This is a genomic window from Streptomyces sp. NPDC008001, from assembly GCF_042958085.1.
In the GTDB taxonomy this organism is placed as follows: Bacteria; Actinomycetota; Actinomycetes; order Streptomycetales; family Streptomycetaceae; genus Streptomyces.
In genome coordinates this window covers 564,673-581,157 of the sequence record NZ_JBIBIZ010000001.1, presented here as the reverse complement: position 1 = coordinate 581,157, position 16,485 = coordinate 564,673, and the positions used below count along the sequence as shown (strand labels likewise).

The 16,485-nt window shown below is 74.5% G+C and carries 2 protein-coding genes; both read right to left on the bottom strand.

What is annotated here, in order from left to right; all coding sequences use genetic code 11:
* On the bottom strand, positions 1-5,496 hold the full coding sequence (locus tag ACFZCD_RS02240) for an SDR family NAD(P)-dependent oxidoreductase (protein ID WP_391826954.1): 5,496 nt from the start codon (positions 5,494-5,496) through the stop codon (positions 1-3).
* Positions 5,497-5,634: 138 nt separating this feature from the next.
* On the bottom strand, positions 5,635-16,434 hold the full coding sequence (locus ACFZCD_RS02235) for an SDR family NAD(P)-dependent oxidoreductase (RefSeq protein ID WP_391826952.1): 10,800 nt from the start codon (positions 16,432-16,434) through the stop codon (positions 5,635-5,637).
* Positions 16,435-16,485: the final 51 nt, after the last annotated feature.

Here is a 16,485-nt window from a genome sequence, read left to right as displayed (position 1 = left end):
TTAGAGAGACCCGAGCTCTTGGTCGATGAGGTCGAACATCTCGTCGTCGGTGGCGGCGTCGATCCGGTCGAGGTCGAGGCCGGTGCCGGGGGCGTGGCCGGGACCGGTGGCGGCGGTGTTCGCCGCGGCGGTGTCCTGGTGGGTGTCGGTCCACTTCCAGAGCAGCGCCTTGAGCCGGGCGGTGACCTTGTCGCGTACCGCGTCCTCGGGGGCGACGGCGGCGAGCTGGGCTTCCAGCCGGTCCAGCTCGTCGAGCACCGGTGCGGTCCCGGCGGCCGCGTCGAGGACCAGGTCCTTGTGCAGCAGGCGGGCGATCGCGACGGGGTTGGGGTGGTCGAAGACCAGGGTGGGCTTCAGCCGGAGGCCGGTCGCGGCCTTGAGCCGGTTGCGCAGTTCCACGCTGGTCAGGGAGTCGAAGCCGATGTCGCGGAAGGCGGTGGTGGGCTCGATCCGGGCCGCATTGGCGTGCCCCAGGGCGGCGGCCGCCTGGTTGCGCACCAGGTCCAGCAGCACCTTCTCCTGGTCGGCTTCCGGCATTCCGGCCAGCCGGCGGGCCAGAGCGGGGGTCCGGCCGGCGGCCGCGGCCTCCTCGGGCGCGCTGCCGGTGGCGGGCACGAGGCCGCGGAAGACCGCCGGCATCATGCCGGTACGGGCCATGGAGCGCAGCCCCGGGAAGTCCAGCCGCACCGGCACGACCACCGGACGGTCCAGGGTGAGGGCGGCGTCGAACAGGGCCAGGCCCTCCGCGGAAGTGAATGGCACGACTCCGGCCCGGCCCATGCGGTTGCGGTCGGCGTCGGTGATCCGGTCGCCCATGCCGCCGTTGTCCGTCCACAGGCCCCACGCCAGCGAGGTGCCGGGCAGGCCCTCGGCGCGGCGCTGCTGGGCCAGCCCGTCCAGGAACGCGTTGCCCGCCGCGTAGCTCGCCGCACCCGCGCTGCCCAGCACGCCGGCCAGGGAGGAGAAGAGGACGAACGCGGAGAGGTCCAGGTCCTTCGTCAGCTCGTGCAGGAGCAGCGCTCCGTCGGCCTTCGGCCGCAGCACGGTGTCCAGGCGCTCCGGCGTCAGGGCGGTGATCACGCCGTCGTCCAGGGCCGCCGCCGCGTGCACCACGGCCACGAGCGGGTGTTCGGCGGGGATCGAGGCCAGGAGCTCCGTCAGGGCGTCCCGGTCCGCGATGTCACAGGCAGCCACGTCGACGTGCGCCCCCAGACCGGACAGGTCGGCGACGAGCTCGCCGATGCCTTCGGCGGACGGGCCGCGACGGCTCGCCAGCAGCAGCCTGCGCGCGCCGCGCTCGGCGACGAGGTGCCGCGCGAGCGCCAGTCCGAGGCCGCCGGACGCGCCGGTGAGCAGCACGGTCCCTTCGGGGTCCCACGGCTGCCCGGCCGGCTCCTCGGGCGGGGTGATCCGGGCGAGGCGCGGTACGTACAGCGTGCCGCCGCGCAGGGCGGCCTGCGGCTCGTCCAGGGCGGCGAGGGCCGCGAGCGCGGGGCCGGCGTCGCCGGTGTCCGCGTCGACGAGCAGCAGCCGGTCGGGGTGCTCGGCCTGGGCCGACTTCACCAGGCCGCTCACGGCGACGTGCGCGAGGTCGGGGGCCGTCCCGTCGAGGGCGACGCCTCCGCGCGTCACGACCACGAGCCGCGCATCGGTGAACCGCTCGTCGGCGACCCACTCCTGGACGGCCGACAACACGCCGGCGAGCAGCTCCCGTGTCGCCGAGGCGGCATCGCCCTCGCTCACGGCGCAGGGCAGGAGCACGTGGGAGGGCACGGCCGCGCCCTCGTCGACCGCACGGCGGAGCGAGGCGAGGTCGGGGTGGGGGCCGTCGCCGCCGAGGACCACCCACTCGGCTTCGGTGCCGGGAGCGGCGGGAGCGGTGTGCTCGACCCAGTCGACCTCGAACGTCCAGTCCTGGTGCGCCACGCGCGCCGCCAGCACCTGCTGCGCGGACACCACCCGCGTCCGCACGGACGCCATGGAGGCGACGGGAGCACCGTCGGTGTCGGCCAGTTCGATCGTCACCGCGTCCCCGTCGGCGGGCCGGACCCGTACGCGCACGGTGGCGGCTCCCGGGGCGTGCACGGACGTGCCGCTCCAGGCGTAGGGCATGAGCAGCTTGGCGGGATCGCCGGCACGGTCGCGGTCGTGGTCGAGGCCGAGGTCCAGGGTGTCCAGGGCGGCGTCCAGCAGCACGGGGTGGAGGCCGTAGCGGTCCGCCCGGTCCCGCTCAGCGGCGGGCAGGGCGGCCTCGGCGTACAGCTCGTCCCCGGCCCGCCAGACGGCCCGCAGGCTCGGGTGGTCCTCGACGTCGACCGGCTCGGCGCCCTCCGGCGGCCAGACCATCAAGTCGAAGTCCGCCGCCTCGGGAGCGTTTCGGGTGAGCTCTCCGGTGACGTGGCAGGCCCACGGCTCCTCGCCGCCGCCCGTGGCGGGCCGGCTGTAGATCCGCACGGCCCGCCGCTCGGTGTCCTCGCCCCCGCCGACCTGCACCTGGATGCGGACCGCGCCCTGCTGCGCCAGGACGAGCGGGGCGTCCACGTCCAGGTGCTCCACGTGCGGGAACCCGGCCTGCCGGCCCGCGCACAGCGCTAGCTCCACGAACGCGCTCACCGGGAGCACCGGGGCACCGCCGACCGTGCGTTCCGCGATCCAGGGCAGGTCGGCCGGGGACAGCCGGCCGGTGAACAGCATGTCCTGTCCCCCGGCGGTGTCCACCACCGCTCCGAGGAGGGGGTGGCCGGAAGAGTCCAGGCCGGCCGAGGAGACGTCGAGCGCGGCGGTGCCTTCGAGCCAGTAGCGCTCGCGCTGGAAGGCGTAGGTGGGCAGGTCGACGCGCTGGGCGCCGGGGAAGAAGGCGTGCCAGTCCGGGGAGACGCCATGGGTGTGGAGCTGCCCGATCGCGGTGGTGACGGCTTGCGGTTCGGGGCGGTCGGCGTGCAGGGCGGGGACGGTGATCGCGTCGTCCACGCAGGCCTGGACGAGGGCGCTGAGGACGCCGCCCGGGCCGATCTCCACGAAGGTCGCGACGTTCAGGTCGTGGAGGGTCTGCACGCCGTCGGCGAAACGGACGGCCTCGCGGACGTGGCGGACCCAGTAGTCGGGGGTGTACGACTCGGCCAGGCTGCCGGTGAGGTTGGAGACCACCGGAATCTGCGGCTCGTTGAACGTAAGGCCTGCAACCACCCGGCCGAATTCGTCGAGCATGGGGTCCATGAGCGGCGAGTGGAAGGCGTGGCTGACCTTCAAACGCGAGGTCTTACGACCCTGCTGCTTGAAGACCTCGGCAATCGCGGTGACCTCGTCCTCGGACCCGGAAACCACCACGGACTGCGGGCCGTTGATGGCCGCAATGCCCACCTGGCCGGTGAGGTGCGGCAGGACTTCGTCCTCAGTGGCCTGAACCGCGACCATCGCACCGCCCGAAGGCAACGCCTGCATCAGCGCAGCACGCGCCGACACCAACTTCGCCGCATCATCGAGCGAGACCACACCCGCCACATGCGCGGCAGCAATCTCACCCACGGAGTGACCGGCCACGTAATCCGGCCGCACACCCCACGACTCCAGCAACCGGAACAGCGCCACCTCGACCGCGAACAACGCAGGCTGCGTCTCACCCGTCCGGTGAAGCGTTTCCGCATCCACATCGACCGGCGCGCCCAGCCGCCCGCACACCTCGTCATACGCCGCAGCGAACACCGGGTACGCCTCGTACAGCTCGCGTCCCATCCCGATCCGCTGCGACCCCTGACCCGAGAACAAGAACCCGACCTTGCCCCCGGCGCCGCCCGCACGCCCGGTCGTCACAGCGGCCGTGGGCTGACCTGCTGCCAGCGCTGTCAGCCCGGCTCGTAGCTCTGCTGCGTCGGCACCGATCACCGCAGCCCGGTGTTCGAGGGCCGAGCGGGTGACCGCCAGCGAGTGCCCCACGTCGGCCGATGAGGCGGCCGTGAGGTCCACGGAGGCCAGCAGGCGTTCCGCCTGCTCCCGCAGCGCTGCCTCGGTCTTGCCGGAGAGGACCCACGGCACCACCGAGGTCCGCGGCCGCGGCGGCTCCCCGGCCGCGGCTTCGCCGTCGGCCGTGTCGTCCGGCGCTTCTTCCGTCGCCGGTTCCTCCGTCGCCTGCTCGATGACGACGTGCGCGTTGGTGCCGCTGATCCCGAACGAGGAGATCCCGGCCCGGCGCGGGTGGTCCGACTCCGGCCAGCGGGCCGCCTCGGTCAGCAGCTCGACGGCGCCGGCGGCCCAGTCGACCTGCGGAGTCGGCTCGTCCACGTGCAGCGTCCGCGGCAGCAGTCCGTGCCGCATCGCCATCACCATCTTGATCACACCGGCCACACCCGCCGCGGCCTGCGTGTGACCGATGTTCGACTTCAGCGAGCCGAGCAGCAGCGGTCGTTCCCGGTCCTGCCCGTACGTCGCCAGCAGTGCCTGTGCCTCGATCGGGTCGCCGAGGTTCGTGCCCGTGCCGTGTGCCTCGACGGCGTCGACCTCTTCGGCGGACAGCCGGGCGCTCGCCAGCGCCTCAAGGATCACGCGCTGCTGCGAGGGGCCGTTGGGGGCCGTCAGGCCATTGGAGGCGCCGTCCTGGTTCACCGCGCTGCCGCGGACGACCGCGAGCACCTGGTGCCCGTTGCGCCGGGCGTCCCGGAGGCGCTCCACCAGCAGCAGGCCGGCGCCCTCGGACCACGACGCCCCGTCCGCCGCCGCCGCGAAGGACTTGCAGCGGCCGTCGGGTGCGAGGCCGCGCTGGCGGCTGAACTCGACGAAGGCGCTCGGGCCCGCCATGACCGTCACACCGCCGGCGAGCGCCATCGCGCACTCGCCGTTGCGCAGCGCCTGGACGGCGAGGTGCAGGGCGACGAGTGAGGACGAGCAGGCGGTGTCGATGGTGACCGCGGGGCCCTCGAAGCCGAAGGTGTAGGCGATGCGTCCGGAGGCGACGCTGCCGGAGTTGCCCGTGCTGAGGAGTCCTTCGACCCCGTCCGGGAGGACGCCCGGCGTGAAGCCGTAGTCGTGGTACATCAGGCCGGTGAAGACGCCGGTGCGGCTGCCCTTCAGCGGGGCGGGGTCGATGCCCGCGTGCTCGAAGGCCTCCCAGGCGGTCTCCAGCAGCAGCCGCTGCTGCGGGTCCATCGCCAGCGCCTCGCGCGGCGAGATCCCGAAGAACTCCGCGTCGAAGTCCGCCGCGTCGTGCAGGAAGCCGCCCTGCCGGGTGTAGACCTTGCCGGGCCGCTCGGGGTCCGGGTCGTAGAGCGAGTCGACGTCCCAGCCGCGGTCCTCGGGGAACGGCGAGATGGCGTCGCCGCCCTCGGCCAGCAACTGCCAGAGCTCCTCGGGGGAGTTGACGCCGCCGGGGAACCGGCAGCTCATGCCCACGATGGCGATGGGCTCCTGGTCCCGGGCCTCCAGGTCGCGCACGCGTCGCCGGGCCTGGCGCAGGTCGGTGGTGGCCCGCTTGAGGTAGTCCCGGAGCTTGTCTTCGTTCATCATCTGGTGTTGCCCGCCCTTTGTGGCCTGCGCAGTTCGGGAGATGCCGAGGTGGTCGTCAGGACGACCGAGGTGGTGGTCCGGAAGACCGTGCGGTCGTCAGGAAGACCGTGGTGGTCGCCGGAGGGACCGAGGTGGTCGTCAGGAGATGCCGAGTTCGTCGTCGAGGAGGTCGTACAGCTCCTCGTCGCTCGCCGAGCTGAGGTCGTCTTCGTCCCCGGCTCCGCCGGTGTCTCCCTGAGCGGCCGGCTCGTTCCCGTTCCACCGGGCGAGCAGTGCCTGGAGACGCATGTTGATCTTGGTGCGGGTGATGTTGTCCGTGCTCGTGCCGGCGCTGTCGAGAGCGGCGGCGAGGCGGTCGATCTCGTCGAACACCGGCTCCGTCCCGCCCGTGCCGCCGGGGAGGTCCTTCAGCACGCGCTGCGCGAGCGCGGCGGGCGTCGGGTGGTCGAAGACCAGCGTGGCGGGCAGCCGCAGACCGGTGGCCCTGTTCAGCCGGTTGCGCAGCTCGACGGCGGTCAGCGAGTCGAAGCCGAGGTCGCCGAAGGCCTGGTCGGGCTGGACGGACTTGGCCGAGCCGTGGCCGAGGACGGCGGCGACCTCGGACCGGACGAGCTCCAGCACCACCTCTGCGCGCTCGCTCTCGGGCAGGTCCGCGACCCGCTGCGCGAGCGGTACGGCGGCGGCCCGGTCCGTGCGCCGCGGCCGGCCGCCGGTCAGCGACCTGAGCAGCGGCGGCACCGGGGCGGAGGAGTTCCGCAGGGCGGCGAGGTCCAGCCGGGCCGCGACCACCAGGGGCTCCTCCAGCGCGAGCGCGGCGTCGAGCAGTTCGAGGCCGTCCTCGTCGGACAGCGGCACCACGCCGCCGCGGGCGAGCCGTGTCCGGTCCACTCCGCCGAGGTCCTCGGTCATGGTGCCGGTGCGCTGCCACAGGCCCCAGGGCAGCGACACCGCGGGAAGTCCTTGCGCGCGGCGGCGCCGGGCGAAGGCGTCCAGGAAGGCGTTGGCCGCGGCGTAGTTGGCCTGGCCGGGGGTGCCGAGCGTGCCCGCGAGCGAGGAGAAGAGCACGAACGCCGACAGGTCGCCGGTCAGCTCGTGCAGGTTCAGCACGGCGTCGGCCTTCGGGCGCAGCACCGCGTCGAGGCGCTCGGGGGTGAGCGAGCCGATCACGCCGTCGTCGAGGACGCCGGCCGTGTGCACCACGGCCGTCACCTGTGTCCCGGCCGGCGTCTCCGCCAGCGCCGCGGCGAGGGCTTCCCGGTCGGCGACGTCGCAGGCGGCCCACGTCACACCGGCGCCCGCGGCAATCAGCTCCGCCTCCAGCTCGGCCGCGCCGGGAGCGTCCGCGCCGCGGCGGCTCACCAGCAGCAGGCTGCGGACACCGTGCCCGGCGACCAGGTGCCGGGCGACCAGGCCGCCCAGCGCTCCGGAGGCGCCGGTCAGCAGGACGGTGCCGGTGCCGAAGTCGGGGGCGCCCTGCGGCGCTTCGGTGGCGGCCCTGGCGAGGCGGGGCAGGAGGAGCGCGTCACCGCGCAGCGCCGCCTGCGGCTCCTCGGACGCCACCAACCGGGGGACGACCGTCGCCGCGACGTGCTCCCAGTCGCTGTCCCCGTCGATGTCGAGGAGGACGATGCGGTCCGGGTTCTCCGACTGCGCCGACCGCACCAGGCCCCACACGGCTGCCTGGACCGGGTCGTTCTGGATCGGGCCGTTCTGGACCGGGCTGCTATGGATCGGATCGCCCTGCGCCGGGCCGTCGCCGGCGGCGACCGCGCCCCGGGTGACGAGCACCAGGCGGGGAGCCCGGTCCTCGGCCGGCCACGCCTGCACCAGCCGCAGCACCTTGGCCAGGACTTCCCGGACCCGTTCGGCGTCCGTTCCCGATCCGGTCGGGCACGGCACGACGACGGCGTCCACGCTCGTCTCCGCAGCGGCCCCCGAACCCTCCGGACCACCCTGCGGATCCATCTCCAGGCCGGAGAGGAGGGCGGCGATGTCGTCGTAGGCCCGTACGGTCGTCCCGTTCGCCTCGGCCGCCGCGGCGAGCGGCGCCCACTCCACGGTGAACAGGGAGTCCCGCGAGCTCGTACGGAGCTGGTCCGCCGACACCGGGCGCAGCGTCAGCGACTCCACCGACACGACGGGCCGGCCCGTGCCGTCGGCGGCCTCCAGCCGCACCGCGTCCCCGCCGGCCTGCGACAGCCGTACCCGCAGGGCGGCCGCCCCGGTGCCGTGCACCGTGACGCGCGACCAGGCGAAGGGCAGCAGCGGCCCGTCCGCCGCCGGTACGAGCCCGCCCGCACCCAGGGCGTGCAGGGCGGAGTCGAGCAGGGCCGGGTGCACGCCGAACGCGTCCGCGTCCGTGCGTGCTTCGTCGGGGACGGCCAGCTCTGCGTAGACGGCGTCGGTGCCGCGCCAGGCGGCGCGCAGCCCCTGGAACAGCGGGCCGTAGCCCAGGCCGAGGTCCGCCAGGCGGTCGTAGAAGCCGTCCAGGTCCACGGGCTGCGCGTCGGCCGGGGGCCAGCTGCTCAGGTCGGTGCCGACGGGGGTTCCGCCGGTGGCGAGGGCGCCGGTGGCGTTGCGCACCCACGGGCCGTCCTCGACGCGCGAGTGCACGCTGAGCGGGCGGCGGCCGGAGTCGTCCCGGGCGCCCACCAGGACCTGGATCGCGACGCCGCCCTGCTCGGGCAGGACCAGCGGTGCCTGCAAGGTCAGTTCCTCCACCAGGTCGCAGCCGGTCTCGGCGGCGGCGTGGGCGGCGAGCTCGACGAAGGCCGTGCCCGGCAGCAGCACCGTGCCCAGCACCGCGTGGTCGGCCAGCCAGGGCTGGGCCTGCAGGGAGAGCAGCCCGGTCAGCAGGTGGCCGCCGGCGTCGGGCAGTTCCACCGCCGCGCCCAGGAACGGATGGTCGGCGGAGTCCAGCCCGGCCGCCCGTACGTCACCGGCCGCCGCCACCGTCCCCAGCCAGTACCGCTCGTGCTGGAAGGCGTAGGTCGGCAGGCCGACGCGGCGCGCGCCCGGCAGGACGGCGTCCCAGTCGATGCCGACGCCGTGCACGTGCGCCTGGGCCAGCGACAGCATCAGCCGGTGCCGGCCGCCGTCGCCGCGGCGCAGCGTCGGTATGACGACGGCACCGGACTCGGTCCCGGTCCCGGCCGGGCTCCCGGACTCGGTCCCGGCGGCCTCGATGGCGTCCTGGATGCCCGCCAGTTGCACGGGGTGGGGGCTGACCTCGATGAACACGTCGTGCCCGTCGGCCAGTGCGCAGCGGATCGCGTCGTGGAACCGTACGGTCTGCCGCATGTTGCGGTACCAGTAGCCGGAGCCGAGTTCGGCCGCGTCCAGCTTCCGGCCGGTGACCGTCGAGTAGAAGGGGACGGCGCCGGGGAGGGGTGTGATGCCGGCGAAGCCGTCCCTGGCCTGCGTTTCGACGCGCTCGATCTGCGGCGAGTGCGCGGCGTAGTCCACGGCGACCTTGCGGACCTGGATGCCCTGCTGCTCGCAGTGGGCACGCAGCTCGTCCAGGGCGTCGGTGTCGCCGGAGACCACGACGGTCCCGGGGCCGTTCACGGCGGCGATGCCGAGGCGGCCGGCCCAGCGGCCGATCAGCTCCTGTGCTTCCTCGTCCGGCAGCGTCACCGAGGCCATGCCGCCGCGGCCCTGGAGTTCGCGCACGGCGAGACTGCGCTGCGTCACGATGCGCGCCGCGTCCTCCAGGGAGAGCGCTCCGGCGGCGACCGCAGCGGAGACTTCGCCCTGGGAGTGGCCGACGACCGCGTCGGGGGTGACCCCGAAAGAGCGCCAGACGTCGGCCAGCGCGACGGTCATCGCCCACAGCACGGGCTGCAGCACGTCGACGCGGTCCTGTTCCACGTCGGACTCGCCGCGCAGCACGGCGGTCAGCGACCAGTCCACGTGCGGCGCGAGGGCGCGCTCGCAGGCGTCGATCCGTTCGCGGAAGGCCGGTGAGGTCTCCAGCAGTTCGGCGGCCATGCCCGCCCACTGCGACCCCTGCCCGGGGAAGACGAAGACGGTCTTGCCGCCGGTGCGTGCGGTCCCGGTCACCACGCCGGGCGGCGTGGAGCCGTCCGCGACGGCGGCCAGTCCCTGCCGGATGCTCTCGGGGGTGTCCCCCACCACCACCGCGCGGTGTTCGAAGGCCGCCCTGGTCGTGGCCAGCGAGTACGCCATGTCGGCCGCCGGGGCCGGCGCGTCGCCGTCGGTGTCGGCGTCTTCCAGGAAGGACGTGAGGCGGGCGGCCTGAGCCCGCAGTGCTGCTTCGCTCCGGCCGGAGAGGACCCACGGCACGATTTCACCGGAGTCGGACGCCGGGGGCAGCTCGGCTGTTGCGGGGGCCTGCTCGATGATCGTGTGGGCGTTGGTGCCGCTGACGCCGAAGGACGAGACCGCGGCGCGCCGGGGCCGGTCCTCGGAAGGCCAGTCGACGGCCTCGGTCAGCAGCCGCACTTCACCGGCCGACCAGTCCACGTGCGGCGTGGGCTCATCCACGTGCAGCGTCTGCGGCAGCATGCCGTGGCGCATCGCCATGACCATTTTGATCACGCCGGCGACGCCCGCGGCGGCCTGCGTGTGACCGATGTTGGACTTCAGGGAACCCAGCCACAGCGGCCGGTCCTCCGGCCGCTCCTGCCCGTACGTGGCGAGCAGCGCCTGCGCCTCGATCGGGTCGCCCAGCGTCGTACCCGTACCGTGCGCCTCCACGGCGTCCACGTCCGCCGGGGTGAGCCCGGCGGAGGCCAGGGCCTGGCGGATCACCCGCTGCTGCGAAGGACCGTTCGGGGCGGTCAGGCCGTTGGACGCGCCGTCCTGGTTGACGGCCGATCCGCGCACGACGGCCAGCACTTGGTGGCCGTTGCGCTCGGCGTCGCTGAGCCGCTCCACGAGCAGCATGCCGACGCCTTCGCCCCAGCCCGTGCCGTCGGCGCCGGCCGCGAACGCCTTGCAGCGGCCGTCCGGCGACAGGCCGCGCTGCCGGCTGAACTCCACGAACACGGCCGGGCTCGCCATGACCGTGACGCCGCCGGCGAGGGCCATCGTGCACTCGCCGTTGCGCAGCGACTGCACGGCCAGGTGGAGGGCGACGAGCGACGACGAGCAGGCCGTGTCGATCGTGACCGCCGGGCCTTCGAGGCCGAAGGTGTAGGACACCCGCCCGGAGGCGACGCTGCCGGAGCCGCCGGTGGTGAGCAGGCCCTCGACGCCCTCGGGCAGTTCGCGCGGGCCCTGGCCGTAGTCGTGGTACATCAGGCCGGTGAAGACTCCGGTGCTGCTGCCCCGGACGGTCGCCGGGTCGATCCCGGCGCGTTCGAACGCCTCCCAGGACGCCTCCAGCAGCAGTCGCTGCTGCGGGTCCATCGCCAGCGCCTCGCGCGGGCTGATGCCGAAGAAGGCGGCGTCGAACTCGGCCGCCTCGTGCAGGAAGCCGCCGTCGCGCGCGTACGTCTTGCCGAGGCGCTCGGGGTCCGGGTCGTAGAGCCCGTCGACGTCCCAGCCGCGGTTGTCCGGGAACGGGGAGATGCCGTCCCGGCCGGACGCCACCAGCCGCCACAGGTCCTCCGGCGAGCGCACCCCGCCCGGGAGGCGGCAGCTCATGCCGACGATGGCGATCGGCTCGTCGTCGGCGACCGCGGACCTCCGCGCTGCCGCCGTGGCGGTGGAGGCCGGGATCTCGCCGAGCAGTTCGGTGCCGATGTGCCGGGCCAGGGCCGCGGGCGTCGGGTGGTCGAAGACGAGGGTGGCGGGCAGGCGCAGGCCGGTGGCGGTGGTCAGCCGGTTGCGGAGTTCCACCGCCGTCAGCGAGTCGAAGCCCAGGTCCTGGAAGGCGTGCGCGGGCTGAACGGCCCGGGGCGAGGAATGTCCCAGCACGGCGGCGACCTCGGACCGGACCAGTTCCAGGACGGCCTCGTCGCGCTCGTCCCGGGTCAGCCCGGCGAGCCGGTCGCCCAGCGAACCGGTGGTGGCGTGCCGGGCGGTGCCGCGCGCGGTGCCACGGACGAGGCCGCGCAGCAGCGCGGGCACGGTCCCGGCCGGCCGGTTCCGGAGGGCGGCGGTGTCGAGGCGGACCGGTACGAGCACGGCCTGGTCCGAGGCGAGTGCCGCGTCGAACAGCCGGAGCCCGTCCTCGGTGGAGAGGGGCAGGACGCCGGAGCGCGCCATCCGTGACCTGCCGGCCTCGTCGAGGGCGTCGGCCATGGCGCCTTCCTGCTCCCACAGGCCCCACGCCAGGGAGACCGTGGGCCGGCCCTGGGCGCGGCGGTGCCGGGCGAACGCGTCGAGGAAGGCATTGGCGGCGGCGTAGTTGCCCTGGCCGGGGTTGCCGAAGACGCCGGCGGCGGAGGAGAAGAGCACGAGCGTCGTGTCCTCGCCGGTCAGCTCGTGCAGGTTGAGCACGGCGTCGGCCTTGGGCTTCAGCACGGCGTCCAGGCGGTCCGGCGTCAGCGCGGCGATCACGCCGTCGTCCAGCACGCCGGCGGTGTGCACGACCGAGTCGACGGGTGTCGCGGCCAGCAGCCGGGCGAGGGCGTCCCGGTCGGCCACGTCGCAGGCGGCCCACGTCACGTCGGCGCCCAGCGCGGTGAGTTCGCCCTCCAGGGCGGTGGCGCCGGGGGCGTCCGCGCCGCGGCGGCTGACCAGCAGCAGCCTGCGGACGCCGTGCCCGGTCACGAGGTGCCGGGCGAGGGTCGCGCCCAGTGCGCCGGAGGCGCCGGTGAGCAGCACGGTGCCGAGGCCGGGTGCGGCGTCCGCCGGCTCCGGGGCGGCGGCGCGGGCGAGGCGCGGCGCGTGGGCCTGGCCTTCGCGTACGACGACGTGGGGTTCGCCGGAGCGCACGACGGCGGGCACGAGCTCGGCCGCGTCGGCCGGGCGGTCGGTTTCGAGCAGCACGATCCGGTCGGGGTTCTCCGCCTGGGCCGATCGCACGAGTCCGCCCGCGGCGGCGTGGGCGAGGTCGTCGCAGCGTGCCACCAGCACGAGGCGCGACGTCCCTTCCCCGGCGAGCCACTGCTGGAGCAGTTGCAGCACTTCGGTGGTGACCGCGCGGACCCGCTCGGCTCCGGAGGCTCCTTCGGGGCCGTCGGGGCAGGGGACCACGACCGCGTCCGGCTGCGACGGGCCGCCGGTTCCGGCCTGTGCGGCGGAGGCGGCGGAGGCGGTGTCCGGGACGTGGGCGACCGTCGTCCCGTCGGCATCGGACGGCAGGGCCAGCGGGGCCCAGTCCACCGTGAACATCGCGTCGTCGGAGCGCTTGCGGAGCTGCTCGGCCGACACCGCGCGCAGGGTGAGCGACTCCACGGACGCCACCGGCTCGCCGGCGGCGTCGGCGACGAGCAGGGACACCGCGTCCGTACCGGCCGGGGACAGCCTCACTCGTACGGTGGACGCACCCGTGGCGCGCACGGTGACACCGGACCAGGCGAACGGCAGGAGCGGCCCGTCCGCCGCGGCGACGAGGGAGCCGTCGGCACCGCCCGCGCCGATGGCGTGCAGGGCCGCGTCCAGCAGGGCGGGGTGCAGGAGGAAGGAGCCGGTGTCCGTGCCGTCGGGGAGGGCGACCTCGGCGTAGACGTCGTTCCCCGCGCGCCACGCGCTCCGCAGGCCGCGGAACGCCGGGCCGTAGCCGAGGCCGAGGGCGGCCAGCCGGTCGTAGAAGCCGTCGAGGCCGAGCGGCTCGGCGCCGGCGGGCGGCCACGCCGTGAGCGCCTGGCCGGCCGGGGCGCCCGCCCCTTCGGTGGCGCCGGTGACGAAGCCGGTCGCGTGGCGGGCCCACGGCAGGTCCGCGTCGTCCTCGGGACGGGAGTGCACGGTCAGCGGCCTGCGGCCGGTGCCGTCGGCCGCGCCGACCCAGACCTGGACCGCGACGCCGCCCCGCTCGGGCACCACCAGGGGCGCTTCGAGGGTCAGGTCCTCCAGCACGTCGCAGCCGGCTTCGTCGGCGGCGCGCACCGCCAGTTCGACGAACGCGGTGCCGGGCAGCAGGACGTTCCCGAGCACGGCGTGATCGCTCAGCCAGGGGTGCGTGCGCAGCGACAACCGCCCGGTCAGCAGCCGTTCGTCGCCACCGGCGAGGGCGACGGCGGCGCCCAGCAGCGGGTGGTCGGCCGAGCCCAGGCCGGCCGCGCGCACGTCGCCGGGCGCGGCCGGTGAGGCTTCGAGCCAGTAGCGCTCGTACTGGAAGGCGTAGGTGGGCAGGTCCACGCGACGGGCGCCGGGGAAGTAGGCGTGCCAGTCCGGTGAGACGCCGTGCGCGTGCAGTTCGGAGACGGCGGCGACGAGGGCCGCCCGCTCCGGGCGGTCGGCGCGCAGGACGGGGAGCGCGAGCGCCGCGGCGCCGGTTCCGGCACCGCCGGTGTCCGCGTCGTCCGCTTCGTCCAGGCAGGCCTGGGCCAGTGCGCTGAGCACGCCGCCGGGGCCGATCTCCAGGAAGGTGGTCACGCCGTGCTCGTGGAGCGTCCGGATGCCGTCGGCGAACCGGACGGCTTCGCGGACGTGCCGGACCCAGTAGTCGGCCGTGCAGGCGTCGAGGAACTGTCCGGTGACGTTGGAGACGACCGGGATCCGCGGCTTCTCGAAGGCCAGCTCTCGTACGACCTGTGCGAACTCGTCGAGCATGGGGTCCATGAGCGGCGAGTGGAAGGCGTGGCTGACCTTCAGGCGCGAGGTCTTGCGGCCCCGCTGCCGGAAGGCCTCGCCGATCGCGGTGACGGCGTCCTCGGCGCCGGAGACCACGACGGACCGCGGGCCGTTGATCGCCGCGATGCCCACCTGCTCGGTGAGGTGCGGCAGCACTTCGTCCTCGGTGGCCTGGACCGCCAGCATCGCGCCGCCGGCGGGCAGCGCCTGCATCAGCCGGGCGCGGGCGGACACCAGTTTCGCCGCGTCGTCGAGCGACAGCACTCCGGCCACGTGCGCGGCCGCGATCTCGCCGACGGAGTGGCCGGCGACGTAGTCGGGCCGGATGCCCCACGACTCCAGCAGCTTGAACAGCGCCACTTCGACGGCGAAGAGGGCGGGCTGAGCGGTGCCCGTGCGGTGCAGTTCCTCCGATCCGACGTCGACCGGGGTGCCGAGGCGTGCGCAGACCTCGTCGTACGCGGCGGCGAACACGGGGTAGGAGGCGTACAGTTCCCGGCCCATGCCCACGCGCTGGGAGCCCTGGCCGGAGAAGAGGAAACCGACGCGCCCGGCGCCGCCGGACAGGCCGCGGGCCACGCCCGGCGCGGGCGAGCCGGAGGCCACCGCCCGCAGGCCCTCGGCGAGTTCCTCCGCCGTCTCGCCCTGCACCACCGCGCGGTGTTCCAGGGCCGTGCGGGTGGTGGCGAGGGAGAACGCGATGTCCAGGGGCGAGGTGGCGGTGTCCGTACGGGACAGCAGGCGTTCGGCCTGGGCCCGCAGGGCCGCTTCGCTCTTGCCGGACAGCACCCACGGCACCGGCCCGCCCTCGGCGGGAAGCGCGGCCTCTGCGGCCACGGCCTCCACGGACTCCGTGCTGTCTTCCGGGGCCTCGGTGTCTGCGGTGTCGCCGGTGAACGCCGTGGCCGAGGGTGCTTCTTCGATGATGGTGTGGGCGTTGGTGCCGCTGATGCCGAAGGAGGAGACACCGGCCCGGCGCGGCTGGTCCGCAGCGGGCCAGGGCACGGGCTCGGTCAGCAGCCGTACGTCGCCCGCCGACCAGTCGACGTGCGGGGACGGCGCGTCGACGTGCAGCGTGGGCGGCAGTTCGCCGTGGCGCATGGCCATGACCATCTTGATGATGCCCGCCACGCCGGCCGCGGCCTGCGTGTGGCCGATGTTCGACTTGATCGACCCCAGCCACAGCGGCTTGTCGCCGGACCGGCCCTGCCCGTACGTCGCCAGCAGTGCCTGCGCCTCGATCGGGTCGCCCAGCTTCGTGCCCGTGCCGTGCGCCTCCACGACGTCGACCTGCGCGGTGGTCAGCTGTGCGGCGGCCAGGGCCTGGCGGATCACCCGTTGCTGCGAAGGGCCGTTGGGGGCGGTGAGGCCGTTGGAGGCGCCGTCCTGGTTGACGGCGGAGCCCCGCACGACCGCGAGCACCTCGTGGCCGTTGCGGCGGGCGTCCGAGAGGCGCTCCACCAGCAGCAGGCCCGCGCCCTCGCCCCAGCCCGTGCCGTCGGCACCGGCAGCGAACGCCTTGCAGCGGCCGTCGGGTGCCAGGCCGCGCTGGCGGCTGAAGCCGACGAACGTGGCGGGGCCGACCATCGCGGTGACACCGCCCGCCACGGCCAGCGAGCATTCGCCGTTGCGCAGCGCCTGGACGGCCAGGTGCAGGGCGACCAGCGACGACGAGCAGGCCGTGTCCACCGTGACGGCGGGGCCTTCCAGGCCGAAGGTGTAGGCCACCCGGCCGGACGCGACGCTGCCCGACGTGCCCGTGCCCAGATAGCCTTCGAGGTCTTCCGGGGAGTTCTGCAGGGTGGCGAGGAACTCGTGGTTCATCACGCCGGCGAACACGCCGGTCCTGCTTCCGGCCAGCGAGGCGGCGTCGATGCCGGCCCGCTCGAAGAGCTCCCAGGACGTCTCCAGCAGCAGCCGCTGCTGGGGGTCCATGGCGAGCGCCTCGCGGGGCGAGATCCCGAAGAGGCCGGCGTCGAACCGCGCCAGGTCGTTCAGGAACGCGCCCTCACGGGCGTAGCTGGTCCCCCGGTGTTCCGGGTCCGGGTCGTAGAGCGCGTCCAGGTCCCAGCCGCGGTCGGCGGGGAACTCCGAGACGGCGTCCCGGCCCCCGGCGACCAGTTCCCACAGTTCCTCGGGCGAGTTGACGCCTCCCGGATAGCGGCAGCTCATCCCGATGATGGCCACCGGTTCCCCGGCGGCGTCCTCGTAGTCACGAAGGCGCCGCCGGGTCTCCTGGAGATCTGCGGTGACTCGCTTCAGGAAATAGCGGAGCTTGTCCTCGTTCGCCACCGAAATCGTCCCTCACCCCTGCGAAGACTTACCGGAATTCGGCAAGGAGAC

Bases quoted from the DNA above. Each gene is read 5' to 3' on its own strand.
- ACFZCD_RS02240 (WP_391826954.1), bottom strand. From the start codon at position 5,496: ATGATGAACGAAGACAAGCTCCGGGACTACCTCAAGCGGGCCACCACC.